At 68.4% G+C, this 22,789-nt stretch carries 18 protein-coding genes; 9 read left to right on the top strand and 9 right to left on the bottom strand.

Annotated elements, in window-relative coordinates:
• The first annotated feature begins 2 nt into the window (after positions 1-2).
• Both H7K45_RS29235 and H7K45_RS29230 read left to right on the top strand, forming a co-directional pair.
• Positions 3-968, top strand: coding sequence for a LysR family transcriptional regulator (locus H7K45_RS29235; protein ID WP_263999680.1), 966 nt, complete (start codon positions 3-5; stop codon positions 966-968).
• Positions 969-1,055: 87 nt separating this feature from the next.
• A complete protein-coding gene (locus H7K45_RS29230) occupies positions 1,056-2,468 on the top strand; it encodes an MmgE/PrpD family protein (protein WP_263999679.1) in 1,413 nt (470 codons plus the stop codon).
• Positions 2,469-2,481: 13 nt separating this feature from the next.
• On the opposite strand, the gene H7K45_RS29225 is transcribed toward H7K45_RS29230, so the two are convergent.
• Positions 2,482-3,327: a helix-turn-helix domain-containing protein gene (locus H7K45_RS29225; protein ID WP_263999678.1), complete on the bottom strand. Its 846-nt coding sequence runs from the start codon at positions 3,325-3,327 to the stop codon at positions 2,482-2,484.
• Positions 3,328-3,432: 105 nt separating this feature from the next.
• On the opposite strand from H7K45_RS29225, the gene H7K45_RS29220 reads away from it, so the two are divergent.
• Positions 3,433-4,719, top strand: coding sequence for an amidohydrolase family protein (locus tag H7K45_RS29220; RefSeq protein WP_263999677.1), 1,287 nt, complete (start codon positions 3,433-3,435; stop codon positions 4,717-4,719).
• Here the strand turns inward: H7K45_RS29220 and H7K45_RS29215 are convergent.
• From H7K45_RS29215 to H7K45_RS29205, 3 genes are all read right to left on the bottom strand, one after another.
• Positions 4,685-5,524, bottom strand: coding sequence for an alpha/beta fold hydrolase (locus tag H7K45_RS29215; protein WP_263999676.1), 840 nt, complete (start codon positions 5,522-5,524; stop codon positions 4,685-4,687). The two genes, H7K45_RS29220 and H7K45_RS29215, sit on opposite strands and share 35 nt — an antisense overlap.
• Before the next feature lie 30 nt (positions 5,525-5,554).
• Positions 5,555-6,622, bottom strand: a complete 1,068-nt coding sequence (locus H7K45_RS29210) for a cupin domain-containing protein (RefSeq protein WP_263999675.1) — start codon at positions 6,620-6,622, stop codon at positions 5,555-5,557.
• A gap of 128 nt (positions 6,623-6,750) precedes the next feature.
• A complete protein-coding gene (locus tag H7K45_RS29205; protein ID WP_276070730.1) occupies positions 6,751-7,701 on the bottom strand; it encodes a hotdog family protein in 951 nt (316 codons plus the stop codon).
• Positions 7,702-7,833: 132 nt separating this feature from the next.
• On the opposite strand from H7K45_RS29205, the gene H7K45_RS29200 reads away from it, so the two are divergent.
• Together H7K45_RS29200 and H7K45_RS29195 are read left to right on the top strand one after the other, a co-directional pair.
• Entirely contained in the window at positions 7,834-8,982 is a 1,149-nt protein-coding gene (locus H7K45_RS29200; protein WP_263999674.1) for an acyl-CoA dehydrogenase family protein, read from the top strand.
• A gap of 3 nt (positions 8,983-8,985) precedes the next feature.
• Positions 8,986-9,723 (top strand): GntR family transcriptional regulator, encoded by a 738-nt coding sequence (locus tag H7K45_RS29195; protein WP_263999673.1) that lies wholly within the window; start codon positions 8,986-8,988, stop codon positions 9,721-9,723.
• Here H7K45_RS29195 and fadD4 read toward each other — a convergent pair.
• A complete protein-coding gene (gene fadD4, locus H7K45_RS29190; RefSeq protein ID WP_263999672.1) occupies positions 9,720-11,273 on the bottom strand; it encodes a fatty-acid--CoA ligase FadD4 in 1,554 nt (517 codons plus the stop codon). The genes H7K45_RS29195 and fadD4 overlap by 4 nt on opposite strands.
• Before the next feature lie 241 nt (positions 11,274-11,514).
• Here fadD4 and H7K45_RS29185 point away from each other — a divergent pair, with 241 nt between their 5' ends.
• Entirely contained in the window at positions 11,515-12,375 is an 861-nt protein-coding gene (locus H7K45_RS29185; RefSeq protein ID WP_263999671.1) for a hypothetical protein, read from the top strand.
• A 13-nt stretch (positions 12,376-12,388) separates the two neighbouring features.
• Here the strand turns inward: H7K45_RS29185 and H7K45_RS29180 are convergent, their stop codons facing one another.
• The 3 genes from H7K45_RS29180 to H7K45_RS29170 form a co-directional block, all read right to left on the bottom strand.
• Positions 12,389-14,206 carry a phosphoenolpyruvate carboxykinase (GTP) gene (locus tag H7K45_RS29180; protein WP_263999670.1) on the bottom strand — a complete coding sequence of 606 codons (1,818 nt, stop codon included), beginning with the start codon at positions 14,204-14,206 and terminating at the stop codon, positions 12,389-12,391.
• A gap of 147 nt (positions 14,207-14,353) precedes the next feature.
• Positions 14,354-15,490: a hypothetical protein gene (locus H7K45_RS29175; RefSeq protein ID WP_263999668.1), complete on the bottom strand. Its 1,137-nt coding sequence runs from the start codon at positions 15,488-15,490 to the stop codon at positions 14,354-14,356.
• Positions 15,487-16,518 carry a hypothetical protein gene (locus tag H7K45_RS29170; protein ID WP_263999667.1) on the bottom strand — a complete coding sequence of 344 codons (1,032 nt, stop codon included), beginning with the start codon at positions 16,516-16,518 and terminating at the stop codon, positions 15,487-15,489. Before H7K45_RS29170 ends, H7K45_RS29175 begins: the two co-directional genes overlap by 4 nt.
• 113 nt (positions 16,519-16,631) lie before the next feature.
• Between H7K45_RS29170 and trmB the strand changes: the two genes are divergently transcribed.
• The 3 genes from trmB (at position 16,632) to H7K45_RS29155 (ending at position 21,564) form a co-directional block, all read left to right on the top strand.
• The gene (gene trmB / locus H7K45_RS29165) at positions 16,632-17,420 is read left to right on the top strand and encodes a tRNA (guanosine(46)-N7)-methyltransferase TrmB (protein ID WP_263999666.1); all 789 of its coding nucleotides are present in this window, start codon (positions 16,632-16,634) and stop codon (positions 17,418-17,420) included.
• Positions 17,421-17,545: 125 nt separating this feature from the next.
• A complete protein-coding gene (locus H7K45_RS29160) occupies positions 17,546-18,196 on the top strand; it encodes an NYN domain-containing protein (RefSeq protein ID WP_263999768.1) in 651 nt (216 codons plus the stop codon).
• Between the two features lie 62 nt (positions 18,197-18,258).
• Entirely contained in the window at positions 18,259-21,564 is a 3,306-nt protein-coding gene (locus tag H7K45_RS29155; RefSeq protein ID WP_263999665.1) for an MMPL family transporter, read from the top strand.
• On the opposite strand, the gene H7K45_RS29150 is transcribed toward H7K45_RS29155, so the two are convergent.
• Entirely contained in the window at positions 21,561-22,748 is a 1,188-nt protein-coding gene (locus tag H7K45_RS29150) for an AI-2E family transporter (protein WP_276070717.1), read from the bottom strand. The two genes, H7K45_RS29155 and H7K45_RS29150, sit on opposite strands and share 4 nt — an antisense overlap.
• Positions 22,749-22,789: the final 41 nt, after the last annotated feature.

Raw genomic sequence — 22,789 nt, 5'->3', positions numbered from 1 at the left:
CGATGGAGCTGCGACAGCTGCGCTACTTCGTGGCCGTCGCCGAGGAATTGCACTTCGGCCGGGCCGCGGAGCGGCTGCACATGTCGGGACCCGGGCTCTCCCAACAGATCATCGCGTTGGAGCGCGACGTCGGAGTCGAGCTGCTCATACGAGATCGACGCGGCGTCGCGTTGACGGCCGCCGGCCGCTCCCTGCTCGACGATGCGCGCCAGATCCTCGGACTGGCCGAGACGGCGCGTGACAGGATCCGGGAAGCGGCGACCTTGGGCTCTCCCCTTCGCCTGGGTTACGTCAGCTGGCTGCCCGACGACGTCGCGGGTGTCGTCGGGCGATCGGTCGCCGTGCGCGTCGACGAATGGGTCCTGCCCTCGCATACGCAGGCCGACCGCGTGGCCGAGGGCACCCTGGATCTCGCCGTGGCGTGGATTCGCGCCGCCGATGCCAGCCGCCTCGACCTGCGAGCCGAGTTGCTGTACGCCGAACCCCTCCAGGCCACCGTGCCGGGGTCGAGCTCAGAGGAGCCGGTGGCGGCGTCGCGCGCGGTCGTGCTCGTCGACGACGACGAATCGGCCTGGTCGTCGTGGAACCGCTATGCCCGGGAATTCGCCGCCGACACCGGTGCGCGGGTCGTGACGACCGACGACGGTGGCATCACCGGTGCGGCGTTTCACGGCCACGTCCGGCGTCTGAGGGCGGCCCTCCTCGCGTCACCGAAGCGGCACACCGCGACGACGCCGCCGACACTCGGCGTGCGGCCCGTCGACCCGACTCCGCTGTGGACCTGGTCGCTGCTGTCTCGCGCCGCCGACGACCGGCCCGCCGTCCGACACGCCGCCGACGCCCTGCTTCGCCATGCCGGGAGTTCTCGCTGGACCGTTCCGCCGGAACGTCCGTGGTGGCTGCCCTCGGACGATCCGCACCGCTCGATCCTCGACCGGAGCGGCCCCAGCGCGCCTGAACTGCGGTGAGAAGGTGGACGGAGGTCACGTAGCAAACGGGACCTGGACGCGTCACCGGCTGGGCGATTGACTCGTCGGTGACGACAGGAGCACACCATGACCGCGACGACGAACTCCACGGTGGATCGACTGGCCGAGTTCACCGTCTCGGCGACGAGCGCCGATATCTCCGCGAGCGCGGGCGCCACCCTGAAGCGGAACGTCCTCGACAGCATCGCGTGCGCCGTCGGAGCCCTCGACGGCGAGCCCATCGGCGAGATCCGCGCTCATGCAACGCAATTCAGCAGCACACCGACGGCGACCATCGTGGGCGGCGGTCGGCTGTCGGTGGACCAGGCCACCTTCTTCAACACGGTGCTCGTACGTTACCCGGACTTGCTCGACACGTTCCTCACCGAGGGCGGTCTGTGCCACCCGGCCGACAACTTCGGCGGTGTCCTCGCCGTTGCCGAGCACGCCGGTGCCCGTGGATCGGAGTTCCTGCTGGCGCTCGCCGTGGCCTACGAGATCCAATGCCGCTTCAGCGCCCAGGTGCCGGTCATGGCCCGCGGGCTCAATCATGCTCTGCAGCTTGCCATGTCGACGAGCGCCGCGTCGTCGAAGCTGCTCGGCCTCGGCGCCGGTGCCACGGCGGACGCGATCGCCGCAGCCACGGTGGACAACGTGTCGCTGGCGGCGGTGCACGCCGAACCGGTGGCCATGTGGAAGGGCATCTCACCGGCCGTCACCGCAATGCGGGCGGTGTACGTCACCTTCCTCGCCGCCCGAGGCGTCACCGGCCCACGGGCCGTCTTCGACGGCTCAGGCGGCCTCGACCAACTGCTCGACCGGCACGTCGACTTCGACACCGCCGACCGTGACCTGGACGCCGTCGAACAGACCTACCTCAAGCAATATTGCTCCCTCATCCACGGCCAGGCCGTGATCGACGCGGCACTTCAGATCCGCACCGAGCGTGGCCTGTCCGGCCGCGACGTCGACCACGTCGTGGTCGAGGTCTTCCAAGGTGCCTACGACTTCGCCGGCGGCGGCTCCTACGGCGACAAATCGCGCCCCTGGACCAAGGAGCAAGCCGATTACAACCTGAAGTACCTCGTCGCCGTCGCACTCCTCGACGGCGCGGTCGGCCCGGCACAGCTCGAAACCGAGCGCGTCCGCCGCGCCGACGTCCAGGACCTCCTGACCCGGGTCCGGGTCGTGGCGGCCGACGACCTCACCGCCGCCTACCCACGGCGAACGTCTGTCCGGGTCGGGGTGACGACCCGCGAGGGTGCCGAATACCACCGCCATCAAGCCGATTTCGAAGGCGCACCCACCCGGCCGATGTCGTGGGAGCGGGTGGTCGAGAAGTTCGAGTGGCTGGCCGAGCCCTTCTGCGACGCCACACTGCGGCGGGAGATCGTCACGGCGGTCGACACCCTCGACACCATCGAGGTCTCCGAACTGACGGGATTGCTGGGCGCAGTCCGGGCGACTGCGCGCGGCCCCCGAACCCGCCACCGGCTCTGACTGGTGACGACGGCTACGCCGCGGTGAGGCACCCGAACGAGCGTTCCGCCGCGGCGTCGGCAGGAGTGAAGGTCACCAACGACTGCCCGTCCGCTCCTGGCGCGGTCAGGGTCTGCTGATGCACCGCGCATCGGCCCACGACGGGATGGTCGATGACGTAGCTGCCACCGGTGCACGTCCCGACGGCGTGATCGGCCCATAGTGCCGCGAATGCCGCGCTGCAGGTTCGTAATTCGTCGATCACCGCCGTCACTCGCGGTGACGCCGACGACGTCGCCGCGACCATCCGCAGGTGCCCGACCACCGCGCGGGACTTGCGGGGCCAATCGGCGTACAGCGCCGCCGTGCGCGGGTCCAGGAAGACGTTCACCGCGACGTTGGGGCGTCGTCCGACGTCCCCGACGCACTCGAACTCGAGATGCTGGGCGGTGAGCGCGTGACCGGCGCGGTTCCACGCGAGAACGTCCATCGCCTGGCCCAGGATCACCGCCGGGGCGTCGCCGAGCGCGGTCAGCACCTGCGCCAGTGCCGGCGCCAGCCGCTCGTCGTCCGCGTGCACCGGCCTGCGTCCGCGGGACAGCGCGGCGAGGTCGAGCAAGTGGCGGCGTTCGTCGTCGGCCAGCCCCAACGCGCGACTCAACGATTCGAGCACCTCTGGAGAGGCGTTGCGGGAGGTGCCCTGCTCCAGCCTGGCGTAGTACACCGCGCTGATACCCGCCAGATCGGCCAACTCCTCGCGGCGCAGCCCCGGCACGCGACGGCGACCCGCCGCCGCGACGCCAGCCTGGGCGAGCTTCACCCGTGATCGTCGAGCGGCGAGGAACTCACCGAGCGGACCGACACCAACCGAGGCAGACACGACGTCCATCCTCCTCGCCTGCCGCCGTCGGTTCCAGCCGTCGTCGACGACGCCACATACCCGCAGGGTGTGGTTGCGGCCGCGGGGCCGTGCTGGGGTGGAGGCATGCTGATTCGCCACGCCACGGTGCTGTCCCTCGACCCGGCCATCGGTGAGGTCTACGACGCCGACGTGCTCGTCGACGGCGCTCGCGTCACCGCGGTGGGCCGCGGGCTGCAGGCACCGGGTCACGACGTTCTGGACGCCACCGGCTGCGTCGTCATCCCAGGTTTCGTCGACACCCACCGCCACATGTGGGAGGGCGGCCTGCGGGGGCTGCTCTCCGCGGAAACGCTGGACTGGTACTTCCAACGGGTTCTGATGGGGATCGCGCCGGCGCTGACCCCCGACGACCTCGCGGTGGCCGTCACGCTGAGCGCCCGCGCCGCATTGGGCTCCGGCATCACCACGGTGCTCGACTTCGCCGACGTCTTGGGCGACCCCGCGCGGACCGATGCCGTCGTGGCCGCCTTGCAGGACACCGGTCTTCGGGTGCGGTTCAGCTACGGCGTCGCCCGGGCGTGGTCGGCGGAGCACGGCGGCGCGTTGCCCGCCGCCGACGTCCGCCGGGTGCGGTCGACGCTGCTGGCCGACGACGACGCTCTGGTCACGATGGGGTTGGCACCGGTCGTCGCCGACGACGCCGCCGAACGACACAACGCCGCGCTGGCCGACGAGCTCGGGCTGGGCATCGCCTATCACGTGCGGGACGAGATCACCCCGAGCCGACTGCTTCGGTTGGGCGCGCTGCGGCCGGGGACGACGTTCATCCACGGCAACGGATTGTCGCGTGCCGAGCTGACCACGATCGCCGACCACGGCGGTTCCCTGTCGATGGCACCGGTCGTGGAAATGGTCTTGGGCCTTGGCAATCCGATGATCGTCGAGGGCCTGACGGTACCCGGACTGCCGCTCAACCTCAGCTGCGACGTCGACGCCGCCGGGCCGACGGACATGTTCAGCCAGATGCGGACCCTCTACCTGGTGGCGCGGGCGGCCTCGACGGATACGCCGTTGACGCCGCGCGACGTCCTCGAGTTCGCCACACTCGGCGGCGCCCGGGCGCTGGGCATGGACGCCACGACGGGATCGATCACCCCCGGCAAGCAGGCCGACCTGGTGGTCCTGCGCGCCGACGAGGCGAGCGCCGGCCCGCTCGTCGACCCCTACGGCGCCATCGTGCTGCAGATGGACCGCTCGCACGTCGACGCCGTCATGGTGGCGGGCGTGCTGCACCGACGGGTGCCGGGCGCCGACCACGCCTTGCTGTCGGCCGCGGCTGCCACGATCGACCGGTTGCGCGGCGCCGGCGTCGTCGCTAGCCCTTCAGGAACGCCAGCAGGTCGGCGTTGATCACGTCGGCGTGGGTGGTCGGCATGCCGTGCGGGAAGCCGTCACCGTAGGTCTTGAGCGTCCCGTTCTGCAGCAGCTCGGCCGACTTCGGTCCCGACGCCACGTAGGGCACGATCTGATCGTCGGTGCTGTGCATCACCAGGGTCGGCACCGTGACCTTCTTCAGATCCTCGGTGAAGTCGGTCTGGGAGAACGCCACGATGCCGTCGTAATGCGACAGCGCGTCACCCATCATTCCTTGACGCCACCAGTTCTCCACGACGGCCTCGCGGTAGTCCGCCGAGAAGTCCTTTCCACGGGAATCGAAGTTGTAGAACGGTCCCGACGGCAACGCCCGGTAGAACGCCGAGCGGTTGGCCGCCAGTTGTGCTTGCAGATCGTCGAAGACGCTCTTGGGCAGGCCTTCCGGATTGGCTTCGGTCTGAACCATCAGCGGCGGCACCGCGCTGATCAGCACGGCCTTCGCCGCCCGACCCTCGCCGTGGCGGGCCAGGAAGCGCACCACCTCACCACCACCGGTGGAATGCCCCACGTGGATGGCGTCGTGCAGGTCGAGGTGCTCGACGAGGGCGTGCAGGTCGTCGGCGTAGTGGTCGAGGTCGTGCCCGCCCGGGGTCTGCGTCGACCGGCCGTGCCCACGACGGTCGGCGGCGACCACGCGGTAACCCTGCGACAGGAAGAACAGCATCTGGTTGTCCCAGTCGTCCGACGACAACGGCCAGCCGTGACTGAAGACGATGGGCTGCCCCTGACCCCAGTCCTTGTAGAAGATGTCCGTGCCATCGGGCGTGGTGATGAAAGCCATTGCAGTATCCAATCCTTGGTGATGGGGAGGTCAGTCGAGCGGGTTCACGCGGCCGACGATCAGCGGGTCGGCCGGGGTGAAGGGGAACGCGGGCAAATCGTCGAGATGGGTGTCGAACGCGGCGGCCAAGACTTCACGGGAGTAGGCACTGGCGGAGGCCTTGTAACCGATGTCCGCGGGGACGGGCTGGTCGAAGAAGATCAGGAAGTGCCAGTCGTCCCGGCCGATGTTCTCGATGTGGTGCGGGTAGGCCCTCGGGATGAAGTACATGTCGCCGGTGGTCATGTTCCACGTGTCCAGTGTGCCATCGGGATTCATCACCGTCATGCGGGCGTCGCCGTGCTGCACGTAGCCCATCTCGGCGGTCACCGGATGCCAATGCGGTTCCCGCATGCCGTCCTCGGTGACCCGCAGCGAGTACATCGAGATGTTCTTCAGCGCGGGCCAGAATTGGTCGCGGGCGAAGCGGGCGTTGCCGCTGACGTAGTTCAGGCCCGGCTGCTGAGCCTCGATGTCGAACTTGTGCGGATCGTTGAAGTGCGCAGCAGCGGGCACGACCGGGTCGCCGATGCGGGCGGCCAACTTCCGGTCTGTGGGGCGGGCGGGCGGGAGAGGCCCAGTGGATCGTCGCATTCTGGCGAAGTCCGAGGACGGCAGACCGTAGGTGTTGCCGAGCACGGCGTCGGAGAACGCACCGAGGGTGGCGCCGAACCCGAAGTCCTCGGGGCGCTCGTTGCGGAAGGCGATGATGAACTCGGCGGGGTCGTCGCCGATGTTCTCGATGTGGTGCAGTGACCCTGACGCCGCGTGGAACATCTGGCCCGCCGTGACGGTGAACGTCGAAAACTTGCTGCCGTCGTCGAGGATCGACACCAGGGCGGTGCCCGACACGCAGTAGGTGAGCTCGTCGGCGTTGGCATGCCAGTGCGGGGTGCGCATCGCACCCGGGTTGAGCACGACCCGCTTGATGGACAGGCCCTTGAGGATTGGGAGGTTGTCAGCGGTGACGCGCCGCATCGAGCCCAGCTCGGACTCCTCGACGATCTCGCCGTCGAGCAGTGACAGGGTGTGATTGCTGCGGGTGATCGACGTGGTCATGACTGCGCCTCCTCGGTATGTGCGGGCCCGTTCGGGCTCTGTCACTTACCTTGGTGCACCCGGGGTGACGCGTCGACGCCGCTGGCCGCAATCTCGACTACCGGTTAGCCCCCACTGGTGGCATCGCCTTAGAAGTGCAGCGCCCGGAAGCGCCAGTCCAACACCTGCCGGTCGGGCTCACCGGCCACCGCCCCCCGGGTCGCTGCGCTCCTGCCCCCAGCCGCGTACACCAGCGAGCGCAACGTCAGCACCCCACCTCGCCCAGCCGGCAGCGATTCGGCCGCGTCGACGCGAAGCTCGCTGTAGAGGGTGTCGTCCTCGCGCACCGGCCCGGTGTGGTCGCAGTACTCCCAGTCCAGGACGGTGACGAGATTGGGCATCAGCCGGGTGGCCTGAGCCAGAGCCAGTCCGATGGTGTGCCCGCCGTACACCAGGCGGTGACCGTTGACCCGCCAATCATGATGCGTGGCAGCGATGTTGAGACTCAACCGCGCGAGCTCGGGTGCACTGCTGACGACGTCGCCGGTGCTCGTCAGCACCGCACCCGCGATGTCTGGGTCGAAGTGGGGGCCGGGCACACGGGCGCGGAACGCCTCGGCATCCCAGTCCGCGGTCGGGTCCGTCGGAAATTCGGTGTCGGACCCGACGCTCGAGAGGTCGTCGCAGTGGCCGGTGTCGGGCGCGTCGGGACTCAGCGGCAGCATCGCACAGCGGTAGAAGTCCAGCACCCGTCGGCCGTCCTGGTCGACGGTGGTCATCCGAAGCGCGGCCAGACCCGTCCGGGCCCGCCCCGGCTTGGTCGAATTCTGCTTCAAGCCAACGACTTCGGTCGTGGTGTAGAGGGTGTCGCCGATGACCGGATAGCGGTGGTAGGCCAGACCCCGGTAGAACAGATTCGCCGTGACCCGCTGGGTGGCCAGGGTGCTTTGGCCGATCGCCACGTCGCTGACCAACGCCGGGTGCGCGAGCGGGGCCGCGGCCCCTGTGACGGCGCGGGTGAGTCCGAGGTCCAGCGGCATCCGCATCGGGTCGCCAAGGATCGACTGATGCACCGCGGCGGTGCCCGGCGTGAGCGTCATCGACGGCGCCCGGTCGAACACCTGCCCGACCGACAGGTCGTCGAAGAAGGGGGCAGGCGATATTTGGCCGGACAAACTCACAGCGTCACATGCTGGCAGCGACGTCCGCGACGTGTCAATATGGCCGTACAAATGGAACTCACCGACGAAGAACAGATGTTGGTCGCCACGGTCCGCGCGTTCGTCGACCGTGACGTCAAGCCGACCGTGCGCGACGTCGAGCACGCCAACTCCTACCCGGAGGCGTGGATCGACCAGATGAAGCGCATCGGCATCTTCGGGCTGGCGGTGCCCGAGGACTACGGCGGCACACCGGTCTCGACACGGTGCTACGTGCTGGTCACCCAGGAGTTGGCACGCGGCTGGATGAGCCTGGCCGGCGCGATGGGCGGGCACACCGTCGTCGCCAAGCTCCTCGACCTGTTCGGCACCGACGAGCAGAAGCAGCGATACCTGCCCGCGATGGCGACCGGCGAACTGCGCGCGACGATGGCGCTCACCGAGCCCGGCGGCGGGTCCGACCTACAGGCGATGACCACCGTCGCCCATGCCGACGGCGATCATCTGGTGGTCAACGGCGCCAAGACGTGGATCACCAACGCACGGCGGTCCGGGCTGATCGCGCTGCTCTGCAAGACCGATCCGCACGCCGAACCGAAGCACCGCGGCATGTCGATCGTGCTGGCCGAACATGCTGCGGGCCTTGCAGTCTCCCGTGACCTGCCCAAGCTCGGCTACAAGGGCGTCGAATCGTGCGAGCTCGCGTTCGTCGACTACCGCGTGCCCAAGGCGGCCATCCTGGGCGGTGCGCCGGGCAAGGGCTTCGGCCAGATGATGAAGGGATTGGAGACCGGCCGCATCCAGGTCGCCTCCCGCGCGCTCGGGGTCGCTACTGCCGCCCTGGAGGATTCGCTGGCCTACGCCCAGGAGCGCGAGAGCTTCGGTCAGCCCATCTGGCGGCACCAATCCGTCGGCAACTACCTCGCCGACATGGCCACCAAGCTCACCGCCGCCCGGCAACTGACGCTGCACGCCGCCGACCGCTACGACGGCGGTCAGCGAGCCGACATGGAGGCGGGCATGGCCAAGCTGTTCGCCTCCGAGGTCGCCATGGAGATCGCGCTGAACGCAGTGCGCATTCACGGCGGCTACGGCTACTCCACCGAATACGACGTCGAACGCTACTTCCGCGACGCGCCTCTGATGATCGTCGGCGAGGGCACCAACGAGATCCAGCGCAACGTCATCGCGGCCCAGCTGGTGGCCCGCGGCGGGCTCTAGATCGTGCGTGCCCCACCGGCGTACCAGGCGTTGCAACGCGAACTTCGGGACGACATCGCCTCGGGTGCCTACCCCGACGGGGTTCGCTTGCCCACCGAATCCGAACTCGTCGCCCGCCACGGCCTGTCCCGACAGACCGTGCGGCGGGCGTTCCAGGACCTCGTCGCCGAGGGTCTGGTCTACCGCGTGCCGGGCCGCGGCACCTATGCCCGTGAGGACGGGCACCGCTACCTGCGTCAGCTGGGCTCCATCGAGGACCTCATGAGCCTGTCCGACGACACCACCATGGAGGTGCTCAGCGGGCTGCGCCGCCGCGTCGATGTCGAGGCGGCGAGCAGGTTGCAACTCGACGACGACGTCGTCCACACCGTGGTGTTCCGTCGGTTGCACGGCAGCGATCCGGGCGTGCCCTTCGTGCTGACCCGCGTGCACCTGCCTCGGTTCGTCGCCGCCGTGGTGCACTCCGCACCGGAGCTGACCGACGGCGCCGTCAGCACCAGCACCGTCATCGGATTGACCGAACCCCATCTGAGCGCGGCGATAACCGAAGCGGCACAGTCGATCACGGTGTCGAATGCCGACGACGAGGTCGCCACGGCGTTGGGCTGCGACCGGGGTCACCCGATGCTGCGGGTCGACCGGTTGTACACCGACGCGTCGGGAACGCCGGTGGAACTGGCCACCAGCCTTTTCCTCCCCGAGCAGTACACCTATCGGGTGACGCTGCGGCGCTCCAGCTAGCGGGAGTACCGCTCGATCAGCCCCTGCTTGTACAGCTTGCCGGTGTCGGTGCGGGGCAGCTGCGCCTCGAAGGAGATCGACCGCGGACACTTGTAGTGCGACAACCGATCTCGCAACCAGCCCAGCAGCTCCTCGGCGAAGGCGTCGGTGGCGTCGGCGGCGTCCACGGTCTGCACGACGCCCTTGACCCGCTCGCCCATGTCGTCGTCGGGGATGCCGAAGACGGCGGCGTCCATCACCTTGGGGTGGGTCACCAGCATGTTCTCGGCCTCCTGCGGGTAGATGTTCACCCCGCCACTGATGATCATGTGGTGCCGCCGGTCGGTCAGGTACAGGTAACCCTCGTCGTCCAGATAGCCGATGTCGCCGACCGTCTTCCACCCGTGGGAGTCGCGGGAGGACGCCGTCTTCTCCGGGTCGTCGAGATACTCGAAGTCGGCGTCGCTCTCGAAGTAGATCTCGCCCGCCTGGCCCGCGGGAAGCTCGTCGCCGTCCTCGTCGAGGATGTGCAGCGCCCCGGCCATGGGCCTGCCGACCGATCCGGGGTGGGTCAGCCACTCCTCCGCGCTGATGAGGGTCGACCCGATGGCCTCGGAGGAGGCGTAGTACTCGTCGACGATTGGGCCCCACCAGTCGATCATCTGTTGCTTGATCTCCACCGGGCACGGTGCGGCGGCGTGCATGACGCGTTCCAGACTGGAGACGTCATATGAGTTACGCACGGCTGCAGGCAGTTTGAGCATGCGGGTGAACATCACCGGCACGAACTGGCCGTGGGTGACCCGGTACTTCTCGATCGCCTCCAGAGCGCCCTCGGGGGTGAACTTGTCCAGGATGACCGTGGTGATACCGCCGGCCAGGGTCTGCATCGACCAGACCGACGGTGCCGTGTGATACAACGGCGCCGGGCTGAGGTACACCGCGTCGGGACGCATCCAGAACGCGATGAGCATCGCCATCAAGCCGGGCACTTCAGCCGGCGGCAGGTGCGTCAGCGCGCGCTTGATGCCCTTTGGCCGGCCCGTCGTCCCGGAGGAGTACTGCAGCAGGTCACCCTCGATCTCGTCGTCGATGGGTGTCACGGGTTGTCCGGCAACGCATTCCGGGTAGCTTTGCCAGCCGTCGAGATCAGCGGCGCCGTCGGTCGCAGACGGTTCTGCTCCGTCGACGATCAGCCGGACCGCCGGAAGACCGCCGGCCAGTTCGGCCTCCAAGCCGGCCAGCAGGTCGCGCAAGCCACCGGACCCCACGATGGCCTTCGCCTGGGAATTCTCGACGATGTAGGCGACCTCCGCGGCGGTGAGGTGGGTGTTGATCGGTACGTAGTACAACCCGGCCCGACGCCCCGCCCACATCACCGCGTGAAAGTGCTCGCTGTTCTCCATCAGCATCGCAACGGCGTCACCCTCCACCAGACCGGCCGACCGGAACAAGTGGGCAAGCTGATTGGCCCTGGCCTCGAGCTCGCCGAAGGTCACCACCGTCCAGGAAGGATGCATGATGACGGCAGGCTTGTCGGGGGTCGCTACGGCGGTGTCGCGGATCTGCATTCAGTGATGCTACGACGACCCGATTTGACGCGTGTCAACTAGGGTTACGCTAGGACGCGATGCGCGAAAGCGTGCAGTTTTGGCAATCTTTTTGATGATCGCCGCTACCCCCAATAAGTTGTGAAACTCCAGTTCATCGATATTTGTCGGCGGCTATTTCGTCGCTAGAAGCGACGTGGGCTAAAAAATAACAAAGGTATGGTTTATCCTTGTCGAGGTTGCAGTCTGATGAGGAGGACGGATGAACACTGTCTGCACGCCCCTGGCCGCCGTCCCGCCGATCGCACCAGCGGAACGTGTCCTGACGGACGGCTTCGACGCGTCAGCGGCCACCGTCGCCGCAGCCGTCGATTCACACGGCCTGGCCTGCCTCCGCGATGTCGTCCCCCACGATTGGCTGACCGCGGCTCGTGACTTCGTGACGCACTCAGTCGAATTGAACGGAGCCCAGGAGCTCCTCGTCGAGGACTTTGCGGCAAGGCCGGGCACGTTCGCCCACCAGCTAGTCAGCGATGAGCGCGTCGAGCCCTTCATGAGACAGGTGGCGACCGCCTGTCGAGCGGGGGTGGGTTTCGGCGACGGCGCCATCGAGAGTGAACTTCGGCTCGTGAACGGTCCACCCCGGTCGGCGAAACCACTGTGGTTCCACTACGACAGCACAGCCATCACGCTCGTCATCCCGATCCTCATTCCGACGTCGACGCCCGGCCGATCGGGTGAACTCGTTCTCTACCCGAATCGGCGGCCCTTCAGAAGGCGAGTGGTCACGAACATTCTGGAGAAGTGCCTGTCGCAGAACGACTTCTATCGGCGGTGGTTCGTCCGGTATCCAGGCAGGCGTTCAGATGTTCGGACGGAGGCTCTCGAGCCTGGCAACGCGTACGTGTTCAGCGGGTACCGCTCGTATCACGCCACTCTCCCGAGTCCGCCCGGGTCTCTGCGGGCCACCCTGATCCTGCATTTCGGAGACGTGCACGACAACAGCCGCCTGCTCAACTCGATCCGCGGGGTGGAACGCACGATTCGCCGGTCGATCCGAACCCGACGATCATCCCCGACAGTGGCCGTCCAGTCCTCGAAGTGCGCCTGGCTGGCCGACTGACGGGTTGGCCGATCTAGGCCAATCGTGTCTTGAGGGCGTCGAACTCGTCCTTGATGCCGGTCGGCAACTTCTCGCCGACGAAGGAGAACCACTCCTCGATCAACGGCAGTTCCTTGCGCCATTCCTCGGGGTTGACGGCTAGAGCCTCGTCGACGTCGGTCGCGTCCACGTCGAGGCCGTCCAGATCGAGATCGGCGGCAGTCGGAACGATGCCGATTGGGGTGCTCTTGCCCTCGGCCCGATGCTCGATGCGCTCGATCGCCCACTTCAGCACCCGGCTGTTCTCACCGAAACCGGGCCACAGGAAGCGGCCGTCGTCACCCCGGCGGAACCAGTTCACGAAGAACACCGCGGGCATCTTGGACTCGTCGGCGTTCTTGCCGAGGTCGATCCAGTGCTGGAAGTAGTCGCCGACGTTGTAGCCGAGGAACGGCAGCATTGCCATCGGGTCGCGGCGCACCGTGCCGACCTTGCCTTCGGCGGCGGCGGTGGTCTCCGAGCCGAGTGTCGCACCGATGAACACGCCGTGCTGCCAGTCGCGGGCCTGGGTGATCAACGGAACCGTCGTCTTGCGGCGGCCGCCGAACAGGATCGCCGAGATCGGCACGCCCTGGGGATCGTCCCACTCCGGCGCCAGCGTCGGGCACTGCGAGATCGGCGTGCAGTAGCGCGAGTTGGGATGCGCAGCCTTCGTGTCGGACTCGCGATCCCAGTCGTGACCCTTCCAGTCGATCAGGTGGTCGGGGTCGCCTTCGAGACCCTCCCACCACACGTCGCCGTCGTCGGTCTTGGCCACGTTGGTGAAGACGGTGTTGCCCCCGGCGATGGTCTTCATCGCGTTGGGGTTGCTGCTCCAGTTGGTGCCCGGGGCGACGCCGAAGAATCCGAACTCGGGGTTGACGGCGTAGAGCCGGCCGTCCTTCCCGAACCGCATCCAGGCGATGTCGTCTCCGACGGTCTCCGCACGCCAGCCGGGGATGGTGGGCTGCAGCATCGCGAGGTTGGTCTTGCCGCAGGCCGACGGGAACGCCGCCGCGATGAAGTACGACTTGTTCTCGGGGCTGATCAACTTGAGGATCAGCATGTGCTCGGCGAGCCAGCCCTCGTCGTGCGCCATCGCCGAGGCGATCCGCAGCGAGTAGCACTTCTTGCCAAGAAGCGCGTTTCCGCCGTAACCCGAGCCGTAGCTCCAGATTTCACGGGACTCCGGGAAGTGGCTGATGTATTTGGTGTCGTTGCACGGCCATGGCACGTCGGCCGCGCCGGGCTCCAGGGGTGCGCCGATCGAATGCAGCGCCTTGACGAAGAAGCCGTCGTCGCCGATCTTGTCCAGCGCCGCCTGCCCCATCCGGGTCATGGTCCGCATCGAGACGACCACGTATTCGGAGTCGGTGATCTCCACGCCCAGCTTCGGGTCCTCGGCACCGAGCGGACCCATGCAGAACGGCACGACCCACAGGGTGCGTCCTCGCATCGAGCCGCGGTAGAGATCAGTCATCAGGTCCCGCATCTCGGCGGGGTCCATCCAGTTGTTGGTCGGGCCCGCGTCGATCTCGCGCTCCGAGCAGATGAAGGTCCGCGATTCGACGCGCGCCACGTCGGACGGATCCGACAGCGCCAGGAACGAGTTGGGCTGCTTCTCGTCGTTGAGCTTCTGGAAGGTGCCGACCTCGACGAGGTGAGCGGTCAGCCGTTCATATTCCTCGTCGGAACCGTCGGCGAAGACGACCCGATCCGGTTCGGTGAGCTCGGCGACCTCGCGAACCCAGGCGAGCAGCCCCTCGTGTTTCGTCGGTGCGCTGTCCAGTCCGGGAATGGTCGCTGAGGTCATCTACATCTCCTGCTGGCGGTCTCGGTGAATGCCTGGCTCGAGGTTAACGTGGGTGACATACCCGCGGTTAATCGGTGGTATGTCCGTTGTCTCACAGGAACGATTCAGATGAGCGTTTCCGGCGAAATTGGCGGAGATTTCCTCCCGTCAACACCATTCATACTGGTCAGTAACCCCGTTGCGCGTCAATCGTCGGTCCGCCGAGACCCCGTTTCGCGGCGCTGCCCGAGCCTGCGCCGCCCACCGCGACTCGGCGGCCAGCAATCGTTCGGCGACCGTCGCCTCGCCGTGCCACCGCAGGGTTGCGGCCACCTCCACCACCCACCTGTCGAGTGCGGCCCGCTCGTGGAGCAGCCCGCGCGCCCGCACCACCCAGACCACCAGCGCCAGGCCCGCCGCGGTGCCAGCTGCCCACCCGCCTGCCGACCATCCGGGCAGCATGCCGGCCAGCAGCCGACTCGACGCCAGCGCGACCCCGAGCCCAAAACCGACGCCGAGCACCGCCGCGAGCCGACCTTCCAGTCGTCGTGACGACGTCGCCGTCCGGCTCGTGTCGGGCGGCCCGGCCGTCGGAACCCCTGGCTGCGGCGCGGCGGCACCCACCTCGATGGCCGCAGCGGTGATCTCCCGGTCGACCTCCTCGAGCACCCACGTGTGAAACTCCAAGGCCGCAGTCGCGACCATCGCCTCGAAGTCGGCCACCGCCCCCGACCCGAGCTCGGCGGCCGTCGCCCTGGCGTCCGCCCGCCACGCCGCGCTGCGGTCCCTGACGACGCGCAGCAGGCGCAACCGGCGGCGCTGCAGCACCCGCCTGACCTCGGCCGGGTCCGGCCGGACCGTGGCGCGCCGAGTTGCGTTTGCCGGCAAGGAAGTTCGGCCGAGTCGCTCGACCAGCAGCTCGACCAGGTCGTCGACGAGGACCGCGCCAAGCCCGGGCGCCGCCGCGACGCCCACCCACGGCGTCGACCGGTACCGCGCGTCCCACGACGCGAGCGATGCCCGGTTGGCGGCCATCACCTCCCGCCACCGTCGGTGGGCGTCGACCTTCGACACCACCCCGATGACCAGCTCGGTACGCCCGACCACCACCTCGACCGACGCCCAGTCCGACCGCGTCATCGGTGCCGCCGCCGAGACGACGGCGAGAACGGCGTCGGGAGCCCGGCGTCCCAGTTCGGTGCGGTCCGCGGTCACGACCGCGGCGGGTAGCCGCTGCCTGAGCGCCGCCACCACACCGTCCACCCCGCTCAGCCGCGGCCCCGTCACCAGGACCACCGGCGTCACGCTCGCGCTCCGTCCCACAGTCGCAACGAACCGCGGACGATGTCCGCGCTGCACTGTCGGTGTAGCGCGGTGACCGGCCCGCGGCCGTAACCGCGCCACCTCCTCGCCCGCGCGAGATGAGCCGACGCGGAGTCACCGTGGTCCACCGCCAGACCGGCCGCGGTCACCACGTCGACGGCGGCCGACATCGCGGCCATCGCCGTGACGTCGGCGACCAACAATTCTTGCAGGGCGGCGTCGTCGAAACGGTGTGCCAAGTAACGCAATTCGACTATCGCCCCGCGCAGGCGGCGATACCGGGCCGGCGCCGCCGCCGCGTCGAGCGCGGTCATCACCTCCGCGACGTTGCCGGCCTGCGCCAGCCGGGCCACGATCTGGGCGGCGTCGCAGCCCGCCCGCAACGCCAGCACGGCGTGGGCGATGCCGAACCGGTCCAACCGCGCCAGCAGCCGTCGACGCACGTCCACGTCGACCGAATGCGGTTGGGCGACGACGGCGTCCACTCCGGTGAGGTCGGGCGGCTCGGTCACGAACCGGCGCAGGGCCGCGACGAGGTCGTCGGCGAGGTCGACGGGGCTCAACGCGGCCAACAGTCCCACCACGGGGACGACGGGCACCCCGATCCGGCGGGACTGCGCCTCGGCGCGCCGCCGGGCCACCGCGATGGGGCCCTGCGGCCCCGCCCCGGCCAGATCGGCCTTGGTGAGCAACACGAGCACCTGACCCGCGGCGGCGTCGATCACCGCGAGGTCCTCGGCCTTGACCGCCTCGGCCACCACGACCACGGTGACGTCGGGGGCGTCGACCCCCTCGGCGACGGTGCCGACGGCGCCGACGGTGACCCCGCGGCGCCTCAGCGCTGTCGTCACACACCCCCGGCCGACGCCGTCTCGCCCCGTCACCTCCACCCGGGTGGGCCGTCCGAGACGTTCGAGGATCCCCGCGATGGGCGCACCACCGCCTGCCAGAGCCAACTTCTCCAGTTCACCGATGAACGCCGTCGTCACCATTCCTCCCCCGGATGTCATCGTGACACCGCCGCGCACCCCCACCGAGCGGCAAATTCGGTAGTTTGCGCACTAGCGGCTCCAGGCAACTGTTGGGTATCGAAATGCACCACGATGCGGGCACGAGGGCCTCGATGAGCGACCATGGACTGATGCACGTGCAGCGCGACGAGGCCGACTCGTCGGTCACCGACGACGGCTCCGGCACGTCGCACGCCCCGCGCCGCGTCAGCAGCTTCCGTTCCCGGCGCTCCGCACTGTCCGGATTGCAGCGCGAAACGTGGGATCGGCGCTGGCCAGAGCTCGGAATGGTGGTCCGTGACGCGGACGGCGCACTCGCCGACCCGATCGACGCTCGGGCCTGGTTCGGCAGATCCGCGCCGCTGATCTTGGAGATCGGCTGCGGCACCGGAGTCTCGACCTTGGCCATGGCGGCGGCCGAACCGGACCTCGACGTCGTCGCCGTCGAGGTCTACAAGCGTGGCCTGGCCCAGCTGCTCAACGGCCTGGACCGCGACGGGCTCGACAACGTGCGACTCGTTCGCGGTGACGGCGTGGACGTCCTGGAGCACCTCCTGGGTCCGGGGTCGTTGACCGGCGTGCGGGTGTACTTCCCCGATCCGTGGCCGAAGGTGCGCCACCACAAGCGCCGGCTGTTGCAGCCGGAGACCATGGCCTTGATCGCCGACCGGTTGCGACCCGGCGGCATTCTGCACGCCGCCACCGACCACCCGGGGTACGCCGAGCAGATCGGCGAGGTGGGTGACGCCGAGCCGAGGCTGCGCAGGCTGGATTTCTCGACGCTCGACGAGACCGACCCGAAGCTGCCGATCTCCGTGCGTCGACCCGTCACCAAGTACGAGGACAAGGCGCAGCGCGCCGGCAGCGCCGTCTCGGAATTCGTCTGGGAGAAGCGCCCGTGAGCCTCACCGAAGACTTCGGGGTGGTGGCGGACGACCACGACCCCGGCCGCAACCACACCGACGACGGCCGCGACGCCGAACGTGACGAAGACCTCGACGCCGGGACCGATGCCGACGCCGTTACCGTGACGCCGCAGCCCCGCAGCCCCCAGCGGGTGCTCCTCGTCTGGGACGCACCCAATCTGGACATGGGCCTCGGCTCCATCCTCGGGGGCCGTCCGACCGCGGCACACCGGCCGCGATTCGACGCTCTCGGGCGCTGGCTGCTGGCCCGGACGGCCGACCTGTCTCGCGAACGTGCCGCCGAGGAACCGCAGGTCATCTTCGAGCCCGAAGCCACGGTGTTCACCAACATCGCCCCGGGGAGCGCCGACGTCGTCCGGCCGTGGGTGGAGGCGCTGCGCAACGTCGGTTTCGCGGTGTTCGCCAAGCCGAAGATCGACGACGACAGCGACGTGGACAGCGACATGCTCGAGCACATCGCCCTGCGCCGTCGCGAAGGCCTGGCCAGCGTGTTCGTCGCATCGGCTGACGGTCAGGCGTTCCGGCTCCCGCTGGAGGACATCGCCCGTGACGGCATCGGCGTCAGCATTCTCGGATTTCGCGAACATGCGAGTTGGGCGCTAGCGTCGGATACCTTGGAGTTCGTCGACCTCGAGGACATCGCTGGTGTCTTCCGGGAGCCTCTACCGCGGATCGGCCTCGATTCGCTGCCCCAGGAGGGGGCGTGGTTGCAGCCATTCCGGCCGCTGTCCTCGTTGCTCAACTCACGCTAGTGACCGACTGAGATCGACGCGGCGGAGGCAGAGAACTTGAAGAAGATCAGTTAGGAGCTCACGTGTTCGCCTGGTGGGGTCGAAGGGTGTACCAATTCCGGTACTTGGTCATCGGGATCATGGTGGCCCTCAGCGTTGGCGGCGGCATCTACGGCGCCAGCCTGGGTCAGCACGTCACCCAGAGCGGGTTCTACGACGACACGAGCCAGTCGGTCGCCGCGTCGGAACTCGCCGACGACGTCTACGGCCGTGACCGGCTGAGCCACATCGTCGGCGTCCTCGACGCACCCGAGGGCAAGAAGGCCAATGACCCGCAGTGGTCCAAGCAGATCAAGGCCGAGCTCGACAAGGTCGTCGCCGACCACCCGGATCAGATCCTCTCCTGGCAGGGCTACCTGACCAACCCGACCGGTGACCCCACCACCAACAAGGCCCTCGCCAACGACGGCACGCGCACGTTCATCGTCATGCCGCTCAAGGGCAACGACGACGACACCATCCTCAAGAACTACAAGGTCATCCAGCCGGACCTGCAGACAGTCGACGACGGCAAGATCCAGCTCGCAGGTCTGCAGCCCATCGCCAGCGAGTTGACCGGCACCATCGGCGACGACCAGAAGCGCGCCGAGGTCGCCGCCATTCCCCTGGTCGCCGTCGTGTTGTTCTTCGTCTTCGGCACCGTGATCGCCGCCAGCCTGCCCGCGATCATCGGTGGGCTGACCATCTTGGGCGCGCTGGGCATCATGCGCCTTGTCGCGGAGTTCATTCCGGTGCACTTCTTCGCCCAACCGGTGGTGACGCTGATCGGACTGGGCATCGCGATCGACTACGGCCTGTTCATCGTGAGCCGGTTCCGAGAGGAGTTGGCCGAGGGATACGACACCCAGGCGGCCGTGCGGCGCACCATGATGACCTCGGGTCGCACCGTCATGTTCTCGGCGGTGATCATCGTCGCGTCGTCGGTGCCACTGCTGCTGTTCCCCCAGGGCTTCCTCAAGTCGATCACCTACGCCATCATCGCCTCGGTCATGCTGGCCGCGGTCATGTCGAACACCGTGCTGATCGCCGCGCTGGCCGTGCTCGGCCACCGGGTGGACTCGATCGGCGTCGGATCGCTGGTGAAGTTCGCGATGCCGAACACCATCCACTCGGATCCGTCGAACCCCAAGAAGAACACCCTGGCGCTGGCCGCCATCCCGACAGGCATCCTGCTTCCGCCGATCGGCATCGCCGTGGGCCACGTCGCCCGCCAGCAGATCAAGAAGACCGGCGAGCAGGGCGACACCCTGGCCTACATCGGTCTGGTGTTCGCCTACCTTGGCCTCTACGGCGGGCTCGCCTACGGGTGCTACGCCCTGCGCGACGCCGGCGTCATCGAAGGCGCCCTGTTCTGGATCCTGTTGGGCATCGTGATCTTCTGCGCGACCGTCACCGCGATCCTCGTGCTGGCGCGCTTCGTCCCCCTGATCCGCAGGATCACGCTGTGGTGGCTGAACTTCCTTGCCGAGAAGACCCAGAAGACGAAGACCCGCGAAGAAGTCGAGAAGGGCTTCTGGGGCGTCCTGGTCAACAAGGTCATGAAGCGCCCAGGCGCGTTCGCCCTGCCCATCGTCATCGTGATGATCCTGCTGGTGATCCCGCTCGGTCAGCTCGCGCTCGGCGGCATCAGCGAGAAGTACCTCCCCCCGGACAACGCCGTGCGCCAGGCGCAGAACGCGTTCGACACCAGCTTCCCCGGCTACCGCACCGAGAAGCTGACGCTGGTCGTGCAGGGCGCGACCCCCGAACAGCTCGCCCAGGTGAAGAACGAGGCCGCGCAGATCACCGGGTTCACGGGCACCTGGGACGAACGCCCGGTGGCACCCGACGTCAAGGACCCCAAGATCCCGATCGGCACCGACGGGCAACCGCACCCGTGTCTGTCGAAGGACCTGCCCTGCGTCCTGCAGAACGGTCTGGAGGTCCGCAACGACGCCTCCAAGAAGATCGACGAGCTGCGAAGCATGTCCGCCCCCAAGGGCGTGACCATCTGGGTTGGCGGCACGCCCGCCCTCGAGCAGGACAGCATTCACAGCCTGTTCTCGAAGTTGCCGACGATGGTCGTCGTGTTGATCCTCACCACCACGGTCCTGATGTTCCTGGCCTTCGGATCGCTGGTGCTACCCATCAAGGCGGCGCTGATGAGCGCGCTCACCCTTGGCTCGACGATGGGCATCCTGACGTGGATGTTCGTCGACGGGCACGGCTCGGGACTGATGAACTACACGCCGCAGCCGCTGATGGCCCCGATGATCGGCTTGATCATCGCCGTCATCTGGGGTCTGTCGACGGACTACGAGGTGTTCCTGGTCTCTCGCATGGTCGAGGCCAGGGCGCGCGGCCTATCCACCGCCGAGGCCATCCGCGTCGGCACGGCGACTACCGGCCGGTTGATCACCGGCGCCGCGCTCATCCTGGCGGTCGTGGCGGGTGCCTTCGTCTTCTCCGACCTGGTGATGATGAAGTACCTCGCGTTCGGCCTGCTGCTCGCGCTGCTGCTCGACGCCACGATCATCCGGATGTTCCTGGTCCCGGCGATCATGAAGATGCTCGGCGACGACTGCTGGTGGGCACCGCAGTGGATGAAGCGCATCCAGGAGCGCCTTGGCCTTGGCGAGGTCGAGCTGCCCGACGAGCGCAAGCGGCCGACCGCCCGCGAGGCAGAGGTCGACTCGGAGGCCCTCGTCGGCGCCGGGGCCCCGATGCGGGCACTGCCGCCGCACGACCCCACCCACCCGCAGCCAGGGCCGCGCTCGGCGACCACCGGCAAGGTCGCGCCGCAGCGCGTCAGCCCTCCGTCGGCGGCGGGTACGACCCGTCTCCCGACGGCTCCTGTCGCCGAGCCGCCGACCACCGCAATCCCCACCCAGCGGCCCGCCGCTCCCGACCAGACCACCCGCATCCCGGCTCAGGCCGAGGCACCCACCACGCGCACGCCGCGCGTGGATCCGAACCGCCCCGCCGCACCGCGGACCGCGGCTCCGGCTCGGGGCTCGGCGTCCCGTGGGTCGAGTGGGACGGGCAGCCGGGAGATCGAATCGTGGCTGGGGGATCTCCGCGGCGGTGCCGCGCAAAATGACCGCGGCGGTGCCGCGCAAAATGACCGCGGCGGTGCCGCGCAGGGTGACCGCGGCGGCCAGCCCGCCGGTCGACGGCCGTCCGCGCCGCCCGCCACCGAGCCGCCGACGACCGCGATTCCGACGTCGCGCCCGGCGGAGGCCGACCAGACTGAGAAGATCGACACCCGTGGGACGGCCGAGGACGCGCCCAAGCGTCGCGGTGGCGGCATGAGCGCCGCGGATCTGCTGCGTCGGGAGGGCCGGCTCTAACTCCTCGGCGCGGGCTCGTCCGTCGACCCCTCGACGGGCGGACCGTCCTCGGCGGCGAGAGCGGCCGCCTCCGTTTCCGGGTCGTCGGCCAGCAGGACGCGTGCCGCGCTGTTCAGTACCGCCACGAGGGGCACGGCGAGCAGCGCTCCGACGATGCCGGCGGTCACGCCACCCGCGGTGATCGCCAGCACCACGGCCAGTGGATGAAGTGACACCGCGCGGCCCATCACCAGGGGCTGCAGCACGTGCGCCTCGAGCTGTTGGACGGCGATGATCAACCCGAGCGTGATCAACGCGTACACCCAGCCCTTGGCGATGAGCGCGACGATGACGGCCAGCCCGCCGGTGAGCACCGCGCCGACGAGCGGGATGAACGCACCGAGGAACACCAGCGACGCCAACGGCAGCGCGAGAGGGATCCCCATGATCGCCAGGCCGGTCCCGATGCCCACCGCGTCGACGAACGCCACCAGGAACGTGGCGCGGACGTAGCCGATCAGCGAGTGGAAGCCGGCCCGGCTGGCGTCGCGCACCCGCCCGCGGACGGTCGTGGGAAAGATCTTGGTGACGAAGGCGAAGATGTTCCGGCCGCCCTGCAGCAGGAAGATCAGCGTGAAGAGCATCAGCAGTGCGCCGGTGACGATCTCGGTGACGGTGCCTGCCGTGGAGAGCGCGCCGCTGGTCAGCTTCGCCTGGTTGTTCTTCAACGCGTCGATCGCGGTGTCGGTCGCGTTCTTGACCTGGTCGTTGCTGAAGTGCGCCAGCAACCCCGTGTTGAGCGAGTTGCGCGCGTTGGCGATGCTCAGGGTCACCTGGTCGATCAGTGCCGGTGCACCCTGGATGAACTGGCTGACGACGAAGGTCAGGAGGCCGCCGACCACCACGATGCTGCCGACGACGACCGTGGCCACGGCGGCGCCCCTCGGCAGGCCGCGGTGGTCAAGGTGGTCGACGAGCGGCAGCAGCATTGCGGTCACCATCGTGGCGAGCAACACCGGGACCACGATGACCTCGAGTTGCGACACCACCCAGATGAGGGCGACCAGCGCGCCGAGAATGATCAGCAACCGCCAGGACCACGCGGCGGTCTTGCGGACGATCGGGTGCACCGACGCGTCGGCCCCCGGATCCAGTGAGATCGAGTTGGGCGGCGACGCCGGAGTCTCGGCCGACCGGGATGGCATCCCGGTAGCGTAACGACTCGCGGCACCGCGTTCTGGCACTC

The organism is Mycobacterium yunnanensis, assembly GCF_025823185.1.
GTDB lineage: Bacteria > Actinomycetota > Actinomycetes > Mycobacteriales > Mycobacteriaceae > Mycobacterium > Mycobacterium yunnanensis.
The sequence above is the reverse complement of the archived record's forward strand: the minus strand, read 5'-3'. Positions and strand labels throughout refer to the sequence as shown.

Excerpts from the sequence above, each read along its gene's own strand:
- H7K45_RS29235 (WP_263999680.1), top strand. The coding sequence starts at position 3 with ATGGAGCTGCGACAGCTGCGCTACTTCGTGGCCGTCGCCGAGGAATTG.
- H7K45_RS29230 (WP_263999679.1), top strand. The coding sequence starts at position 1,056 with ATGACCGCGACGACGAACTCCACGGTGGATCGACTGGCCGAGTTCACC.
- H7K45_RS29220 (WP_263999677.1), top strand. The coding sequence starts at position 3,433 with ATGCTGATTCGCCACGCCACGGTGCTGTCCCTCGACCCGGCCATCGGT.
- H7K45_RS29215 (WP_263999676.1), bottom strand. The coding sequence starts at position 5,524 with ATGGCTTTCATCACCACGCCCGATGGCACGGACATCTTCTACAAGGAC.
- H7K45_RS29210 (WP_263999675.1), bottom strand. The coding sequence starts at position 6,622 with ATGACCACGTCGATCACCCGCAGCAATCACACCCTGTCACTGCTCGAC.
- H7K45_RS29205 (WP_276070730.1), bottom strand. The coding sequence starts at position 7,701 with ATGACGCTCACGCCGGGCACCGCCGCGGTGCATCAGTCGATCCTTGGC.
- H7K45_RS29200 (WP_263999674.1), top strand. The coding sequence starts at position 7,834 with ATGGAACTCACCGACGAAGAACAGATGTTGGTCGCCACGGTCCGCGCG.
- fadD4 (WP_263999672.1), bottom strand. The coding sequence starts at position 11,273 with ATGCAGATCCGCGACACCGCCGTAGCGACCCCCGACAAGCCTGCCGTC.
- H7K45_RS29185 (WP_263999671.1), top strand. The coding sequence starts at position 11,515 with ATGAACACTGTCTGCACGCCCCTGGCCGCCGTCCCGCCGATCGCACCA.
- H7K45_RS29180 (WP_263999670.1), bottom strand. The coding sequence starts at position 14,206 with ATGACCTCAGCGACCATTCCCGGACTGGACAGCGCACCGACGAAACAC.
- H7K45_RS29170 (WP_263999667.1), bottom strand. The coding sequence starts at position 16,518 with ATGACATCCGGGGGAGGAATGGTGACGACGGCGTTCATCGGTGAACTG.
- trmB (WP_263999666.1), top strand. The coding sequence starts at position 16,632 with ATGAGCGACCATGGACTGATGCACGTGCAGCGCGACGAGGCCGACTCG.
- H7K45_RS29150 (WP_276070717.1), bottom strand. The coding sequence starts at position 22,748 with ATGCCATCCCGGTCGGCCGAGACTCCGGCGTCGCCGCCCAACTCGATC.